The organism is Streptomyces hiroshimensis (genome assembly GCF_014650335.1).
GTDB classification, from domain to species: Bacteria; Actinomycetota; Actinomycetes; order Streptomycetales; family Streptomycetaceae; genus Streptomyces; species Streptomyces hiroshimensis.
Map to the genome: position 1 here is coordinate 590,574 of NZ_BMUT01000002.1, position 14,885 is coordinate 605,458.

At 74.1% G+C, this 14,885-nt stretch carries 12 protein-coding genes and 1 pseudogene; 6 read left to right on the top strand and 7 right to left on the bottom strand.

Annotated features, from left to right (window positions below; all coding sequences use genetic code 11):
• Positions 1 to 148: 148 nt before the first annotated feature.
• Together IE241_RS08025 and IE241_RS08030 are read right to left on the bottom strand one after the other, a co-directional pair.
• Positions 149 to 1,381: a helix-turn-helix domain-containing protein gene (locus tag IE241_RS08025; RefSeq protein WP_190020904.1), complete on the bottom strand. Its 1,233-nt coding sequence runs from the start codon at positions 1,379 to 1,381 to the stop codon at positions 149 to 151.
• Between the two features lie 8 nt (positions 1,382 to 1,389).
• Entirely contained in the window at positions 1,390 to 1,698 is a 309-nt protein-coding gene (locus IE241_RS08030) for a putative quinol monooxygenase (RefSeq protein ID WP_190020905.1), read from the bottom strand.
• 225 nt (positions 1,699 to 1,923) lie between these two features.
• Between IE241_RS08030 and IE241_RS08035 the strand changes: the two genes are divergently transcribed.
• From IE241_RS08035 to IE241_RS08045, 3 genes are all read left to right on the top strand, one after another.
• On the top strand, positions 1,924 to 2,289 hold the full coding sequence (locus IE241_RS08035) for a hypothetical protein (RefSeq protein WP_190020906.1): 366 nt from the start codon (positions 1,924 to 1,926) through the stop codon (positions 2,287 to 2,289).
• Positions 2,289 to 2,474 carry a hypothetical protein gene (locus IE241_RS08040; RefSeq protein ID WP_179080715.1) on the top strand — a complete coding sequence of 62 codons (186 nt, stop codon included), beginning with the start codon at positions 2,289 to 2,291 and terminating at the stop codon, positions 2,472 to 2,474. Before IE241_RS08035 ends, IE241_RS08040 begins: the two co-directional genes overlap by 1 nt.
• 69 nt (positions 2,475 to 2,543) lie before the next feature.
• Complete coding sequence (locus IE241_RS08045; RefSeq protein WP_190020907.1) at positions 2,544 to 3,077, top strand: GNAT family N-acetyltransferase; 534 nt, start codon at positions 2,544 to 2,546, stop codon at positions 3,075 to 3,077.
• Positions 3,078 to 3,117: 40 nt separating this feature from the next.
• On the opposite strand, the gene IE241_RS08050 is transcribed toward IE241_RS08045, so the two are convergent.
• From IE241_RS08050 to IE241_RS08070, 5 genes and pseudogenes are all read right to left on the bottom strand, one after another.
• Complete coding sequence (locus IE241_RS08050; RefSeq protein WP_190020908.1) at positions 3,118 to 4,014, bottom strand: ECF transporter S component; 897 nt, start codon at positions 4,012 to 4,014, stop codon at positions 3,118 to 3,120.
• Entirely contained in the window at positions 4,011 to 5,714 is a 1,704-nt protein-coding gene (locus IE241_RS08055; RefSeq protein WP_190020909.1) for an ABC transporter ATP-binding protein, read from the bottom strand. Before IE241_RS08055 ends, IE241_RS08050 begins: the two co-directional genes overlap by 4 nt.
• Before the next feature lie 590 nt (positions 5,715 to 6,304).
• Positions 6,305 to 7,468: pseudogene (locus IE241_RS08060) on the bottom strand (energy-coupling factor transporter transmembrane component T family protein); the annotation flags it as partial.
• The gene (locus tag IE241_RS08065) at positions 7,465 to 8,157 is read right to left on the bottom strand and encodes an SCO2322 family protein (RefSeq protein ID WP_190021094.1); all 693 of its coding nucleotides are present in this window, start codon (positions 8,155 to 8,157) and stop codon (positions 7,465 to 7,467) included. The pseudogene IE241_RS08060 and the gene IE241_RS08065, both read right to left, overlap by 4 nt.
• 29 nt (positions 8,158 to 8,186) lie before the next feature.
• The gene (locus IE241_RS08070; protein WP_190020910.1) at positions 8,187 to 9,464 is read right to left on the bottom strand and encodes an SCO2321 family membrane protein; all 1,278 of its coding nucleotides are present in this window, start codon (positions 9,462 to 9,464) and stop codon (positions 8,187 to 8,189) included.
• 630 nt (positions 9,465 to 10,094) lie between these two features.
• Between IE241_RS08070 and IE241_RS08075 the strand changes: the two genes are divergently transcribed.
• The 3 genes from IE241_RS08075 to lanKC all read left to right on the top strand — a co-directional run bounded on the left by IE241_RS08075 (position 10,095) and on the right by lanKC (position 14,769).
• A complete protein-coding gene (locus IE241_RS08075; RefSeq protein WP_229898960.1) occupies positions 10,095 to 11,573 on the top strand; it encodes an aldehyde dehydrogenase in 1,479 nt (492 codons plus the stop codon).
• 5 nt (positions 11,574 to 11,578) lie between these two features.
• On the top strand, positions 11,579 to 11,836 hold the full coding sequence (locus IE241_RS08080; protein WP_190020912.1) for a ferredoxin: 258 nt from the start codon (positions 11,579 to 11,581) through the stop codon (positions 11,834 to 11,836).
• A gap of 143 nt (positions 11,837 to 11,979) precedes the next feature.
• Complete coding sequence (gene lanKC / locus IE241_RS08085) at positions 11,980 to 14,769, top strand: class III lanthionine synthetase LanKC (RefSeq protein WP_190020913.1); 2,790 nt, start codon at positions 11,980 to 11,982, stop codon at positions 14,767 to 14,769.
• Positions 14,770 to 14,885 lie beyond the last annotated feature (116 nt).

A 14,885-nucleotide genomic window follows, 5' to 3' on the forward strand; every position in this document is an offset into this window, starting at 1 on the left:
TGCCCGACCTGAAGCTGCCGCTCGGCCAGCCACGCAAACGACGCTTTCCGAAGCCAGGCCCAAGGCCGCGGCCACATGCTCGGGCGCCGGCTGTTTGGTGACCTCGATGCGGGCCACGACGAGGTCGCGGTCCTCGCTCTCTTTCCCCTCAGGGCATCGCATCTGCTCGCCGTGCCAGCTCCTTCAGTTCGGCGGAGGCGGAACGGCCGGCCACCAGCACCAGATCCCGGATCGCCGAACGTGCCGAAGTGTGTGAACGCATCATCTCGGGAGCGAGGTGCTCGGCTCTGAGGAAGTACGAGAGGGCTTCGCCCGAGTGGCGCAGCTGGGCGTGTGCCCTCCCGAGGTCCAGTGCCAAGCGGGCCTGTCGTTCGGTGGACAGGCCCGATGCGTTCAGGGACTCACCGGCCTCCAGGGCTTCGCCTGCGTCGCCGAGGTCCACGGCGATGGCGACCGCTTGGACCTCGACGTTCGTCGGACCGAATTCCAGATGCAGATCGTTCCGGTCTCCGCCCAGTCGAGCGGCCAGCCGACGGGCGGTCGCGATCTCCTGCCGGGCCTCCGTGCGGCTCCCGCATCTCGCGTGGACGACCGCGAGCGCAAGGTGAAGCGAGCCCAGGACGGACAGCGACTCCGGAGTCTCCCCCGTGCGGCTCAGGTGCCGAGCGAGTGCGCTCGCAGCGGTGCGTGCCGTGTGGTCGGCCTGGTCGTACCGTCTGAGACGGACGAAGGCGTGAGCCAACCGGAAAGTACCCGCGAAAACCTCCAGTGGCCGGCCCGACCTCTCGGCGGCCGCAATGGACCGGTCCGCCGCCACCCAGGCTGCATCCGCCTCGTTCTGGCGGGTGAAGGCCGCCGACAGCGCCTGATAGGCACGCGCGAGCAGACTGAACGCCTGGGCACGCTCACGTTCCGCCACTGTTCGCGTGGCGCGCTCCAGCTGCGGCACGAGCGTGTTCATCTCTGCACTCAGCTGCGAAAGCCGGCCGTCGTGCGCAAGAGACCACGCGAGGTCGACTCGTACCAGGAGATCCGCCAGTGACGGACGCTCCTCCGGCTCCTCCGCAGCGAGGAGAGCGCCAAGAGCGGCATGCCCGGAAATGAGCAGCCTCGCCTGATCGAGGTCGTTGGGCTCGGGTGCAGGTTCGGCGGACTCCGGCTGGGGTGCGTCGGGGCGCAGCTCGTTGACCGGAACCCCGAGAGCGTCTGCGAGGAGGCGCAGAACATCGAGCCGGTTGACCGGCTGGACCCCGCGCTCCACCTGTGACAACCAGCTCGTCGTGCGGCCCACGGAGCTTGCCAGCGCCTTCTGGGTCAGTCCGCGCTGTATTCGCAGGTTCGCGACCCGTGCACCGAACGCGCGCCGCCCTTCGGGATCCACTCTTCTCTTCACGCCTTTCCGTCGAGGCGCTCCAGGAAGGTCACCTCGGTCTTGGCCACGAACTTCTCACGAGCTTCGAGGAAGTTCCTGGTATGCGGCTGCTGTTCATGGGCGTCGAACGCAGCACGGTCCTCGTACAACTCGTAGAACAGCCGTACATGCGGCTCGCCCGGCACGCGGTGGTTCACGTACACGACAGTGCCGTGCTCATGCCGCCTGATCCCCTCCAGGGTCCGGGACGCCAACTCGTCGAAGCCCTCCGCGGCTTCGGGGCTCCGCAGCGTGAAGCGCACGACCAGACCAAAGCCTGCGGCCATCTCCGCCCTCCTCTCGGTCGCACCAAGACTTCCAGAAGGTGAGCGATGGAGGTAGTCGCAGAACTTCTTGACTCACAGAAATACTGCTAGTAGCTTCGCAGTTGTGCTGCTAGACCTGCTTCGGGAGTAGTCGCGAAACGAACGCAGGCAGGGCCCCGCCGGCCCGCCCCGCGGGCGCCGAGGCCGACATCTGATTCCCTGATCCGAGCGTGGAGGCGCGGAACAGTGACGTATCGAGTGGGCGCGTTTGTAGTGGACACCCGGGAGGACAGGGTCGCCCAGGTGATCGGGCACCGGGGTTCGCGTGTGCAGGTGCGTACGCCCGGTGGCGGGCTCGAATGGGAGGTGTCCACGTCCGCGCTGCGGCTGGCCATGGGCCAGGAGCGGGAGGCGTTCCGGGCGCTGGCCAACAGTGACGGCACGCACTGGTCGGGTTGCGGCAGATGCTCCGAGCTGGATGGGGCCTGGCGTGCGGCATCCGCAGCCGGGGAGCGCACGAACGAGGCCGTCGATGCCCTGAGCAGGTTTCGTAACCACTGGCGGCTGGACCACGCCGTATCAGCGGCTGACGACAAGGACCGGGACGGGTGATGAAGCGGGGCGAGGATCTGATCCAGGACCTGCGAGAGCAGGGCTTCATGCGGTGCGAGACCACCTCGGACGGTAAAGCCGTGGTCATGCGCAGGCGCGACCGGTGGACCGTGGTTCCCCTGCGATGGCTCACTGATGAAGCCGTGGACACCATCAAGGCCCAAGCAGGCGTCGGCCTCGTCTGAGCGCGGGGTGGGGCCGGGGCCTCCATAATTCGGGCGCGCGCCCGGAATTCCCCGTGCGACCATGCCGCCATGACCGGCACCACCCCGCTCTCCGTGTCCTGGACCATCGCCCCGCAGCCCGTCGGCTCCGCCGAGGCCGCTGCGTTGCTGCGCGAGTACCTGACGGACGTCGCCGACCGGTGGCACCTGATGCACGACGGCCGCCGCTGTACGCCCGAAGAGATCGACGGTTACCTCGCCGAGGACCCGAGCGACTCTCTCGACCCGCCCGCGGGCGTGCTGCTCGTCGCCCGGCGGGACGGGGACCCGATGGGGTGTGTGGGGCTGCGGTGGTTCGACCGGGAGCGGGGGACCGCCGAGTTGAAGCGGATGTACGTGCGGCCCGCCGCGCGGGGGAACGGGCTTGCGCCCGCGCTGCTGGGCGCGGCCGAGGGTCTTGCCCGGGAGTGGGGCGCGGAGCGGATCGTCCTGGATACGCGGAAGGACCTTGTGGAGGCCATCAGGCTGTACACGAGGCACGGATTCACCCCCGTACCCCGGTACAACACCGTTGACGAGAACCCGTACGCCGAGGTGTGGATGGGCAAGGAGCTGCAGGCCTGAGTCGCTGCAGGCCTGACCGGCTCAGCGGCGGGGCGGCTCGTCAGCGGCGGGGCGGCTCGGTGAATGTCGCCGGGGCGTCGAACGCCGCCCTCCGCGTCGCCCGCCGCAGCGCCTTCAGGACCGTCGGGCCGAGCGTGAGGGTCGCGGTGACGGTCACGATCGCGCGCGGCACGTCCCAGCCCAGGGACGTCGCCAGACAGTACGCGACGAAGCGGGCGAGGTTCTCCTGGACGGGGTCGCCGGGGACGAAGGAGACTCCCGTGGCGAGCGAGCCGATGTAGGGCCAGCCCTGGAGGTTCATCACCGTGCCGTAGCAGAGGGACGCCGCCGCGCCGTAGCCCGCGAGCATCAGCACCTCGCGGGGGCCGCGCAGGCGGTCGGGGCCGGGCAGCAGACCCGCGCCCATGGCCACCCACCCCATCGACAGCATCTGGAACGGCATCCAGGGCCCGACGCCGCCCGTCAGCAGCGCCGACGCGAACATCGACACCGAGCCGAGCACGAAGCCGAAGCCGGGGCCGAGGACGCGGCCCGACAGCACCATCAGGAAGAACATCGGCTCGATGCCGGCCGTCCCCGCGCCCAGCGGGCGCAGGGCCGCGCCCGCCGCCGCCAGGACGCCGAGCATCGCGACGGCCTTCGCGTCCAGGCCCGAGTCGGCGATGGCCGCCACCACGACGGCCAGCAGCAGCGGCAGCAGCGCCGCGAACAGCCACGGGGCGTCCTGGGAGTGCGCGAGCCCCGACGCGGAGTCGGCGAGCAGGGGCCAGCCGAACGCCGCCACCCCGACCGCGGAGACGAGGAGCAGGGCGGCGATCGAGCGTCTGCCGAGGCGGATCGCCCGCGCCTGGCGGTCGGGGGCGAGGCCCTTGCGGTCGGGGACGGTGTCCTGACGGTCGGGGACGGTGTCCTTGTGGTCGGGTGCGGCGTCGTTCATGACCCCGCCCCCAGCGCGTCCCGCACCTGTCCCACCGTCAGCCACGGCTGTGGCGCGAGCACCTTGGCGACCTGTGGTGCGAAGGCCGGCGAGGAGACCACCACCTCGGCCGTCGGGCCGTCCGCGACGATCTCGCCGTCGGCGATGACGACGACCCGGTGGGCCAGCTCCGCGGCCAGTTCCACGTCGTGCGTCGCCAGGACGATCGCGTGCCCGTCGGCGGCGAGGCCGCGCAGGATCTCCACCAGGCGGTGCTTGGCCGCGTAGTCGAGGCCGCGGGTCGGCTCGTCGAGGAGGATCAGCGGCGGGCGCGCCGTCAGCACGACCGCGAGGGCGAGCGCGAGACGCTGGCCCTCCGACAGGTCGCGCGGGTGCGTCGTACCGGCGACGTCCGGGAGGAGCCGGGAGACGAGCGCGCGGCAGGTGCCCGGTTCCGCGGCCGCGTCGCCGTCGGCCGCCGTGCACTCGGCCGCGACCGTGTCCGCGTACAGCAGGTCGCGCGGCTCTTGTGGTACGAGGCCCACGTGGCGCAGCAGTTCCGCCGGGGACGTGCTCTGCGGGGCGACGCCGCCCACGCGTACGGAGCCCGCGGCGGGCTTGTGCATGCCGACGAGCGTACGCAGCAGCGTGGACTTGCCCGCCCCGTTGCGGCCCATCAGGGCGACCGTCTCCCCGGCCCGTACGGACAGGTCCACGTCGCGCAGCGCCACCAGCCGGCCGTGCCGGACGGCGAGCCCGGCGGCGGCCGCTGCGATCGCGGCGGGGCCGGGACCGGGGCCGGGACCCGCCGCGCGGCGGGCCTTGCGCAGGAAGCCGGTACGGCGGCGGGGGCGGGCCGCGAGGCCTTCCCCGTCCGCCGGGGCGGCCGCGGCCTGCGGCGCCAGCGGGGCCAGCCGCTCCCGCAGCGGTGCCGCCTTGCGGCGCGCGTCCCGTACGGACAGGGGGACCGGCGACCAGCCGGCCAGGCGGCCGAGGTCGACCACCGGCGGGTGGACGGGCGATACGGCCATGACCTCGGCCGGCTCTCCCATGACGGGGGCCTGCCCGGGGCCCGGCAGCAGGATGACGCGGTCCGCGTACTGCACGACCCGCTCCAGCCGGTGCTCCGCCATCAGCACGGTGGTGCCCAGGTCGTGGACCAGGCGCTGCAGGACGGCGAGCACCTCCTCGGCCGCGCCCGGGTCGAGGGCGGACGTCGGCTCGTCGAGGACCAGCACCTTCGGGTGGGTGGTCAGCACCGAGCCGATCGCGACGCGCTGCTGCTGGCCGCCGGAGAGCGTGGCGATGGGGCGGTCGCGGAGGGTCGCGAGGCCCAGCAGGTCCAGGGTCTCCTCGACGCGGCGCCGCATGGTGTGCGGGGGGATGCCGAGGGACTCCATGCCGTAGGCGAGCTCGTCCTCGACGGTGTCGGTGACGAAGTGCGCGAGCGGGTCCTGGCCCACGGTGCCGACGACGTCGGCCAGTTCGCGCGGCTTGTGGGTACGGGTGTCGCGGCCGGCGACGGTGACGCGGCCGTGCAGGGTGCCGCCGGTGAAGTGCGGGACGAGGCCGCTGACGGTGCCGAGGAGGGTGGACTTGCCGACGCCGGAGGGGCCGACGAGGAGGCAGAGCTCGCCCTCGGGGACGGTGAGGTCCACTTCGTGGAGCGAGGGTGCCTCGGTGTCGTCGTAGGTGACCGACACCTGATCGAAGCGGATCACTTGGGCTCCTCGGGGTGGGGCATGCGGGTCGTTTCGGCACCGCCGGGCTCCCCGGCGGGGGCTGAGCGCCGTCGCGGCGGAGAGGGATGCCCCGGTCCCACCCTTTCACCGTTTCCCGGGGCTGTGCCCCGGACCTCGGGGGGTGGGGTGGTGGAGGCTGTGCCCCGGACCTCGGGGGGTGGGGTGGTGGAGGCTGCGCCCCGGGCCCCGGGGGGTGGGGTGGTGGAGGCTGTGCCCCGGGCCCCGGGGGGTGGGGTGGTGGAGGCTGTGCCCCGGGCCCCGGGCCGTGGGCTGGAGGCCCCGTCCCCGGCCCCGGGCCCGGGCCGTGGGGCGGCGGCTGCGCCCCGGGCCCCCGGCGGGGTGGCGGACGCTTCGCCCCGGCTCCCGGGAAGTCGGGGGCCCGCCCCCGGATCCGGGAAGGGGCGGGACCGGGGAAGATCTCCCGCCGCAGCGGTGCTCCGCCCCCACCGGCCTGTTCGGCGGTGCCCGGCAGCCTCCGGCTCGGCTGCCCCCCGCTCGGCAGGGCCCGTCCCGGCGCCTCGCTGCGCGCGCCCCGGCCCGGCGGTCGCATCCCGCGAGCCCCCGCCGGAAGGCGCCGGCGCCACGAACGCCGGCAGCAGGCCGATCAGGACCGCCGCCGCCGGCCACAGCGGCAGCTGCGGCACCGTCAGGGGGACCGCCTGCGGGTGCAGTGCGCCGGGCGCGTAGGAGCCCGCCCGGATCATCAGGGCCGCGACCGCCACGCCCGAGCCCGACACCAGCCACGCTCGTACGCCCCACCGGTCCGGCCGGTAGCGCGTGCGGACCGAGCGGCGGCCGCCCAGCCACAGGCCCGCCAGCGCGGCGGCGAGGCCGGCCAGCAGGACGGGCATCCCGTAGCCCGCGCCCTGGTCGGCGAGCAGCCCGTACGTGCCGGCGCAGACGCCCATCAGGCCGCCCAGCGTCAGCACGCTCGTGGTGCGGCGGACGGAGCGCGGCACCCGGGCCGTACGGCCGTAGCCCCGTGCGTCCATCGACGCCGCCAGCGCCACGGATCGCTCCAGCGCGCCCTCCAGCACCGGCAGCCCCACCTGGAGCAGGGCGGCGAAGCCGCGGTCAGGGCGCCCGCGCAGGCGGCGGGCGGCGCGCAGCCGCTGGACGTCGGCGACGAGGTTCGGCGCGAACGTCATGGCGACGACGACCGCGACGCCCGCCTCGTACAGCGCCCCCGGCAGGGACTTCAGCAGCCGCGCCGGGCTGGCGAGCGCGTTGGCCGCGCCCACGCACACCAGCAGCGTGGCCAGCTTCATGCCGTCGGCGAACGCGAAGAGCATTCCCTCGGCCGTCACCCGGCCGCCGAGCCGCACCCCCCGCGCCCAGTCCGGGAGCGGCACCTCCGGCAGGGTGAAGAGCGTGTGCGTGCCCGGGATCGGGGAGCCCAGCACGATCGCGAAGACCAGCCGGATGCCGATGACGACGAGGCCGAGCTTGAGGAAAGCCCCGTACGAGCGTGCCCACGGCGCGTCCGTGCGCCGCGCGGCCACGACGTAGCCGGCGACGGCGATCAGCAGGCCGAGCAGCAGGACGTTGGTGGTGCGGGAGGCGGCCGCGGCCAGACCGAGCGCCCACACCCACCAGGCGCCCGCGTGCAGCGCGGAGGCGCGCGAGGTCAGCGGCGCGCCTCCTCCGCCGCCGCCCCCGCCGCCCCCGGTCTCGGCTCCGGTGCCGCTGTCGGCACCGACCCCGCCCCGCAGCGGCTTCTTCCTGTCGTTCATCCGCGGCGTCGGCGGGCCTGCCAGAAGGCCGCGGCACCGAGGACGACCACGGCGGCGACGCCGCCGATCAGGCCGGCCGACGGGCCGCCGTCGCCGGAGTCCCCGCCCCCGGCGGCGTCGCTCCCGGCCGGGCTCGGCTGTGCGCTCCCCGCGCCCTGGGAACTCTTCTTCCCGCCGCCGACCTGCTCGCCGCAGCCCGTCCGCGGGTAGCCGGCGATGGCGCACAGCAGTGCGGAGGAGTCGTAGCGCAGCGGCTTGGCGACGGCGGCCAGGGCCTCGCCCGCCGTCGCGTCCTCGCCCACCTGGGCGCAGGCGGAGCGGGCCGCGGGCGGCGTCTCGCCCTCGGGGGCGTCCGCGGCCGTGCCGAAGTCGAGGACGACGGCGACGCGCTTCGTGCCGTCCTTGGCGGGCGTACGGTCGCAGACCGCCCCGAAGCCGGCGGCGGCACGCGGCTTCGCGGCGTCGGAGGAGTCCGCGCTGACGGCGAACCGGAACCCGACGGCCTCCCCGTCGCCGGGCCGCGCCGTGGCCGGCCCCTGCGTGGCGTACGCCCACTGCCCGCCGGAGCCCTGCCAGAACGACCAGTACCGGTACCCGGCGGCGTGCGCCGGGGCAGTGCCGAGGAAGGTGAGGAGGGTGATGAGGGCGAGGAGTACGGCGGTGGGCGCGGCGACGGCGCCGCCGCGCATCCCGGCAGCTCGCATCCCGGCAGCTCGCGTCACAGCTGCTGCTTCTTCTTGCGGCCGCTGATCAGGAAGCCGATGCCGGCACCGAAGGCCAGGCCGACGCCGACGATCCACCACACGTTGATCGTGACGGAGTCGTCGTCCTTCTCCTCGTCCTTCTTGTCCATGCCGCCGGTGGCCTTCTTCTCCGGGGCCGGGCCGGTGGCGTTCAGCTGCTCCACCAGGTCGGTGCCCGCGAAGTCGTGCGGGTTGCCGCCCGCCGCGTCGGTGGCCAGGATCAGCTTGGCGAGCCGGCCGGGCTGGCCCTTGGCCCACTCGGCGGTGCCGCTCTCCTTGGACTGCAGCCACTTCAGGGGCTTCTCGGCGGCGGCGCGGTGGCCTCCCGCGGCGAGGGCGAGGGCGGCGTCGGCCGTGTTGCCCTGGTCGGGCTTGGCGGGGGCGCCGGGCATGGACGGCAGCAGGTAGCCGCCGTTCTTGTCCATGGCGGCCACGAGGTAGCCGTCCACGGCCTCGGCGGACGCGGCGGCGTCCTTGGGCTTCGCCTGGTTGTCGCCGGAGCACTCCAGCGGCTTGACCGGCCGGTCGGCGTCCTTCTTCAGGGGCTCGACGAGGTAGCCCTTGCCGCGCGTGGCGAGCGCGGCGGCGGCGCTGGCGAGGTTGTCGGCGCGCAGCCCCTTGTCGTCCTTGAGGTACGCGAACGCGCCGCGCTCGCCCTCCTCCTTGGCGTCGCAGCCGAGCTGGAAGGTCAGCAGCGTCTCGGCGGGGTTCTTGCCGCCCTTGGCGGCCTCCTTGGCCGGGTCCTGGCCGGCCGCCGCGAACGCGCCGAGGGCGATGGAGGTGGAGTTGGCGTCGCTGGGGCTGCCCGCCTGGTAGCCCCAGCCGCCGTCGTCGTTCTGGTGGGCCTTGAGCCAGTCGAGGCCCTTCTTGACGGCGTCCGAGCGGCCGCCGGCGGCGGCGAGGCCCTGCACGGCCGCGGCGGTGGCGTCCGTGAACTCGTCCTTCTTGGGGTCGCACGCCTTGCCGGTGTCGGCGCGGTAGCCGGGGAAGCCGCCGTCCGCGCACTGCTGGCCGGCGAGCCAGTCGACGGCCTGCTTGGCCGGGCTGACGCTCACCGCGCTCTGCGCCATGAAGGCCAGGGACTGCCGGAAGACGCCGTCGAACTTGGGGTCCGCCGTGCCGTAGAGCCCCGGGGCGGCCGGGGACGGGGAGCCGTCGGCGAAGGCGGCGGGGGCCACGGCCGTGCTCAGGGCGGCGGCGGTGGCCAGGACCGCGGCGCCGCGGCGCGCGTGGACGACGAGGGAGGGGGCCATGGGGTCGTGCCTCTCGGGTGGGTGTCACTGCGGTGGCCGGCATGCCGGGGTACGCGGTCGCGCAGCCGCGCACGGCCGCCGCCCCGCGAGCTCCGTCGGCTCCGCGCGGTGGCACCGGGCTCGGCTCCGCATACCTCGACGGTGCCGGTGGACCGGGCGGCACCGCCATGCGGTACGACCGGCTCCGGAAGCCTGCCGCCTGGCCCGGGTGGTCCGGCTCGTACGGCGGCGCCGGGCGGCGGGCCGTAGTCACGGTTGCGGGTCAGCGCCGGATTTGCACCGGCTTCCCCCGTTCCGAGGCGGGATGAAGTTGTCACGGACACTTTAACCGGCCGGGTCGGGGCCGGGTCGGGGTCCGGTCGTGCGGCTCGGTCGTGCGGCTCGGTTGTGTGGCCCGGTCGTGCGGCCCGGTCGTGCGGCGAGCCCGCCGACCCCGTTGCCCCGGCGCCGGAGGAGCTGCTAACTGTCTGATACAGCGTCAGATCCGACGCTCGCGGCTCGCTCCGCAGACGCGCGGGAGGCATCGACATGAACCGGGATGCGAATCGGCATACGAACCAGGACAAGAATGGGCTGAACCGGAACAAGAACGGACTGATCGAGCACGGGCAGCTCTTCATCGGCGGCACCATGACCGACCCGGCCGGCCGCGCCGTCATCGACGTCGTGTCGCCGCACACCGAGGAGGTCATCGGCCGCGTCCCGCACGCCTCGCGCGAGGACGTCGACCGCGCCGTGGCCGCGGCCCGCACCTCCTTCGACTCCGGCATCTGGGCCGACCGGCCACCGGCCGAGCGCATCGAGGTCGTCACGCGGATCAAGGACGGCATCGCCGCCCGGCACGAGGAGCTGGCCCGCACCGTCTCCGCCCAGAACGGCTCCCCGTACTCCTGGAGCGTGCTCGCGCAGGCCCTCGGCGCGATGATGGTGTGGGACTGCGCCATCGCCGTCGCCCGCGAGCTGTCCTACGAGGAGCGGCGGGCGGGCGCCCTCGGGCCGCTGCTGGTGCGGCGCGAGCCCGTCGGCGTCGTCGCGGCCGTCGTGCCGTGGAACGTCCCGCAGCTGGTGGCCGCGGCGAAGCTCGCGCCCGCGCTGCTGACCGGCTGCTCGGTGGTGCTCAAGCCCTCGCCCGAGACGCCCCTGGACTCCTACCTGCTGGCGGAGATCGTCACCGAGGCGGGCCTGCCGGAGGGCGTGCTGTCGATCCTGCCCGCGGAGCGGGAGGTCAGCGAGTACCTCGTCGGCCACCCGGGCGTCGACAAGGTGGCCTTCACCGGCTCGGTCGCGGCGGGCAAGCGCGTCATGGAGGTCGCCGCACGCCACCTCACCCGCGTCACCCTGGAGCTCGGCGGGAAGTCCGCGGCGATCATCCTGCCCGACGCCGACCCGGAGGAGGCCGTCGCCGGCATCGTCCCCAGCGCCTGGATGAACAACGGGCAGGCGTGCGTCGCCCAGACGCGCATCCTCGCGCCCCGCGCCCACTACGCCGAGCTGGCCGAGCGCTTCGCCGCGGCCGCCTCCGCCCTCGTCGTCGGCGACCCCCTCGACCCCGCCACCCAGGTCGGCCCGCTCGTCGCCGAACGGCAGCGGCGGCGCTCCCTGGAGTACATCGCGCTCGGGCAGCGCGAGGGCGCCAAGGTGCTCGCCGGAGGCGGGCGGCCGGCGGACCGCGACACCGGCTGGTACGTGGAGCCCACCCTCTTCGGCGACGTCACCAACGACATGCGGATCGCCCGCGAGGAGATCTTCGGCCCCGTGATCTGCCTGCTGCCCTACGACACGGAGGAGGAGGCCGTGCGCATCGCCGACGACTCCGACTACGGGCTCTCCGGCAGCGTCTGGACCCGCGACGCCGAACGCGGCATCGAGGTCGCCCGCCGGGTGCGCACCGGCACGTACTCGGTGAACACCTTCGCCCTCGACATGTTCGGCCCCTTCGGCGGCTACAAGAACTCCGGCCTGGGGCGGGAGTTCGGGCCCGAGGGCTTCGCCGAATACCTGGAGCACAAGACGATCCACCTGCCGGCGGGGCACGGGGAGGTGCCCGGGGCGCCCGAGGCGCCTGAGGCACCCGGGGCGCCCGGGGAGCACGCCGGGGGAGAGGTGTGACTGCGGTGAGCGGGCGCTGGCGCGTGCAGGTCGACCAGGGGCTGTGCGTGGGCTCGGGGATGTGCGTGGGGAGCGCGCCGGAGGCCTTCGCGCTCGACGCCGGCCGGCGCTCGCGCCCGGTCGCGGAGGAGATCGCGGAGGAGGTCGCCGAGGAGACGGACGCATCCGGTCCGGTGCTCGCGGCCGCCGAGAGCTGCCCGGTGGAGGCGATCACGATCAGCGTCCTGGACACGGGAGAGCCCGTCTTCCCTCCGGACGAGTGAAGCGGGCGCGTGTGCAGCAACGCCCTTCGTACGCATGCGCGTTGTTACTCATGCGTTCCGCACGCTTCCTTGATGACACATGTGACTGGCCGGGCCCCTCACGGCGTGGAAATCTCTAGGCAACAAAGCCGAGGGGGGCGACGATGGACGCGCGGTACGAGGTCTACTGCCTGGCCGACAGGCATTTCTACGAGACCCCGGACCGCCTGTCCGTCCCGGGGGCGGGCGGCGAGGGAGCCCGGGAGGCGGGCCTGTACGAGACCGCCCGCCGCCCTGCCCCCGGCGGCTGGAGCACCTCCCGCCACGGCGACTGGCTCCATGTCTTCCCCGCCGGGGAGGACGGCGGCCCGCGCCCCGGGCAGCCCCTCCAGGGCTGGAAGATCCACGTCTCCGCCACCGCCGACACCGCGGACAAGACCGCCGCCGACGTCTGGGACTACTGCGTCGCCCGGGACATCCCGTTCAAGTTCGTCCCCGGCCCGCACCTGCTGCACCTGCGCAACAACAAATACGCGGAGCGCGGCCACAGCGGGAAGTTCGTCACCATCTATCCGTCCGGTGAGGAGCAGCTGCACTCCACCCTGGCCGGGCTGCACGAGATCCTCGGCGGCCGCCCCGGCCCGTACATCCTCACCGACCTGCGCTGGCACGAAGGCCCGCTCTACGTGCGCTACGGCGCCTTCGCCCGCCGCTTCTGCATCGACGGCCGCGGCACCCTCGTGCCCGCCGTCGAGGACGGCGACGGCAAGCTCGTCCCCGACTCCCGCAACCCGGCCTTCCAGGTCCCCTCGTGGGTGACGCTGCCCGCCTTCCTCGCCCCGCACCTCGCCGCGCGCAACGCCACCACCGTCGGCGACCTGCCCTACCGCATCGAGAAGGCCCTGCACTTCTCGAACGGCGGCGGCGTCTACGCCGGTACCGACACGCGCGACGGCCGCAAGGTCGTCCTCAAGGAAGGCCGCCCGCACGCCGGGCTCGCCGCCGACGGGGCCGACGCCGTGGCCCGGCTGGAGCGCGAGAAGGACGCCCTGGAGCGGCTCGCCGGCCTCGGTGTCGCCCCCGAGGCGCGGGACTGGCTGACCATCGGCGACCACCGCTTCCTCGTCATGGACTTCGTCGAGGGAAAGCCCCTCAACTCCTTCTTCGCCCACCGCCACCCGCTGCTCGCCGCGGACCCGGAGCCCACCGCCACCGCCGACTACACCGCGTGGGCGCTGCGCATCCACCGCGCCGTAGAGGAGGCCGTCGAGAAGGTCCACGCGCGGGGCGTCGTCTTCAACGACCTCCACATGTTCAACATCATGGTCGCGCCCGACGAAGACTCCGTCGTCCTCATCGACTTCGAGGCCGCCGCCCCCGAATCCGAGCACGGCCGGCAGGTCGTGGCCCATCCCGGTTTCTTCGCCCCGCCGGACCGCCGCGGCGCGGACGTCGACCGCTACGCCCTGGCCTGTCTGCGGCTCGCGCTCTTCCTGCCGATCACCACGCTGTTCGTGATCGACCGGGCCAAGGCGGCGCACCTGGCCGACGTGATCGCCGAACAGTTCCCGGTGCCGCGGGAGTTCCTCGACGAGGCGGTGGCGGAGATCACGCGCGGGACGGAGCCCGCGGAGGCCGCTGAGCCCGTGGAGGCCGAGGAGGCCGTCCGGGAGGCGGCCGAGCCCGCTCCTTCCGCGGCCTCCGGACCGCCCGGGCGCCGCACCCGCACCCTCGCTCCCGGCGCCGGACACGCCCTGCCCCTGCACGACCTTCCCGACCCCGCCGAGGACTGGCCCGGCGCCCGCGCGTCCATGGTCCGCGCCCTCCTCGCCTCCGCCACGCCAGGGCGGGACGACCGCCTCTTCCCCGGGGACATCGCCCAGTTCTCCGAGGGCGGCGGCCTCGGCCTCGCCCACGGCGCCGCCGGGGTCCTGCACGCCCTCGCCGAAGCCGGCGCCGAGCGCTACGAAGAGGGCGAGCAGTGGCTGCTGCGCCACACCGACCCCGTGCCGTCCGGCACCCCGCTCGGCCTCTACGACGGCCTCGCCGGCGTCGCCTGCACCCTCGACCGGCTGGGCCACACCCGGCGCGCCCTGGAGCTGTCCGGGCTCATGCTCGGCGAGCAGTGGCAGCGCCTCACCTCCGACCTGCGCAGCGGCCTGGCGGGCGTCGGCCTCGCCCTCGACCACCTCGCCCGCACCACCGGCGAACGCCAGCTGCACGACCAGGCCGTCGAAGCCGCCCAGCTCCTCGCCGACCGGCTCGCCGCCGACTCCTCCGGCCAGGGGGAGGACGGCAGCGGCCCCCGCCGGCGCGCCGGCCTCATGCGCGGCGCGAGCGGGCCCGCCCTGCTCTTCCTGCGGCTGTACGAGCGCACCGGCGCCCCCGCCCTCCTCGACCTCGCCGAGCAGGCCCTGCGCACGGACCTCGCCCGCTGCACCCGCACGGCGGGCGGCACCCTCGAAGTCGACGAGGGCTGGCGCACCATGCCCTACCTCGGTGACGGCAGCGCCGGGATCGGCATGGTCCTGGACGACTTCCTCGCCCACCACCCGGACCCCGACCCGTACTTCACCGATGCCCGCGACGGCATCCTCACCGCCGCCCGGTCGCGCTTCTACGCCCAGCCCGGGCTGTTCCAGGGCCGGGCCGGGATGATCCTGCACCTCGCCCGCACCACCGCGCCCGGCGCGACCCCCGGGCACCTGGCCGCCCAGGTCCGCGGGCTGTCCTGGTACGCCATGTCCTACCAGGGCGAACTCGCCTACCCCGGAAGCCAGATGATGCGGCTGTCCATGGACCTCGCCACCGGAACGGCCGGCTGCCTGCTCGCCCTCGCCGCCGCCCTCGACGACGACGGCGCCCGGCCCGCAGGGGCCGCGCCCGCGCAGCTGCCGTTCCTTCCGCCCCTGCGGGGGCCCCGGAGCCGGCTCCATGCCGTTGTGGAGCCGTAGCAAGAAAAGCAACACCAGCAAGAAAAGCAACACCGGCAACACCGGCAAGAACAGTAAGACGCACACAAAGAAACCGAACCCCGTCCCCACGGGAACCCCACGAAAGGAACACGACC

Excerpts from the sequence above, each read along its gene's own strand:
- IE241_RS08050 (WP_190020908.1), bottom strand. The coding sequence starts at position 4,014 with ATGAACGACGCCGCACCCGACCACAAGGACACCGTCCCCGACCGTCAG.
- IE241_RS08065 (WP_190021094.1), bottom strand. The coding sequence starts at position 8,157 with ATGCGCGGCGGCGCCGTCGCCGCGCCCACCGCCGTACTCCTCGCCCTC.
- IE241_RS08040 (WP_179080715.1), top strand. The coding sequence starts at position 2,289 with ATGAAGCGGGGCGAGGATCTGATCCAGGACCTGCGAGAGCAGGGCTTC.
- IE241_RS08030 (WP_190020905.1), bottom strand. The coding sequence starts at position 1,698 with ATGGCCGCAGGCTTTGGTCTGGTCGTGCGCTTCACGCTGCGGAGCCCC.
- IE241_RS08070 (WP_190020910.1), bottom strand. The coding sequence starts at position 9,464 with ATGGCCCCCTCCCTCGTCGTCCACGCGCGCCGCGGCGCCGCGGTCCTG.
- lanKC (WP_190020913.1), top strand. The coding sequence starts at position 11,980 with ATGGACGCGCGGTACGAGGTCTACTGCCTGGCCGACAGGCATTTCTAC.
- IE241_RS08045 (WP_190020907.1), top strand. The coding sequence starts at position 2,544 with ATGACCGGCACCACCCCGCTCTCCGTGTCCTGGACCATCGCCCCGCAG.
- IE241_RS08075 (WP_229898960.1), top strand. The coding sequence starts at position 10,095 with ATGACCGACCCGGCCGGCCGCGCCGTCATCGACGTCGTGTCGCCGCAC.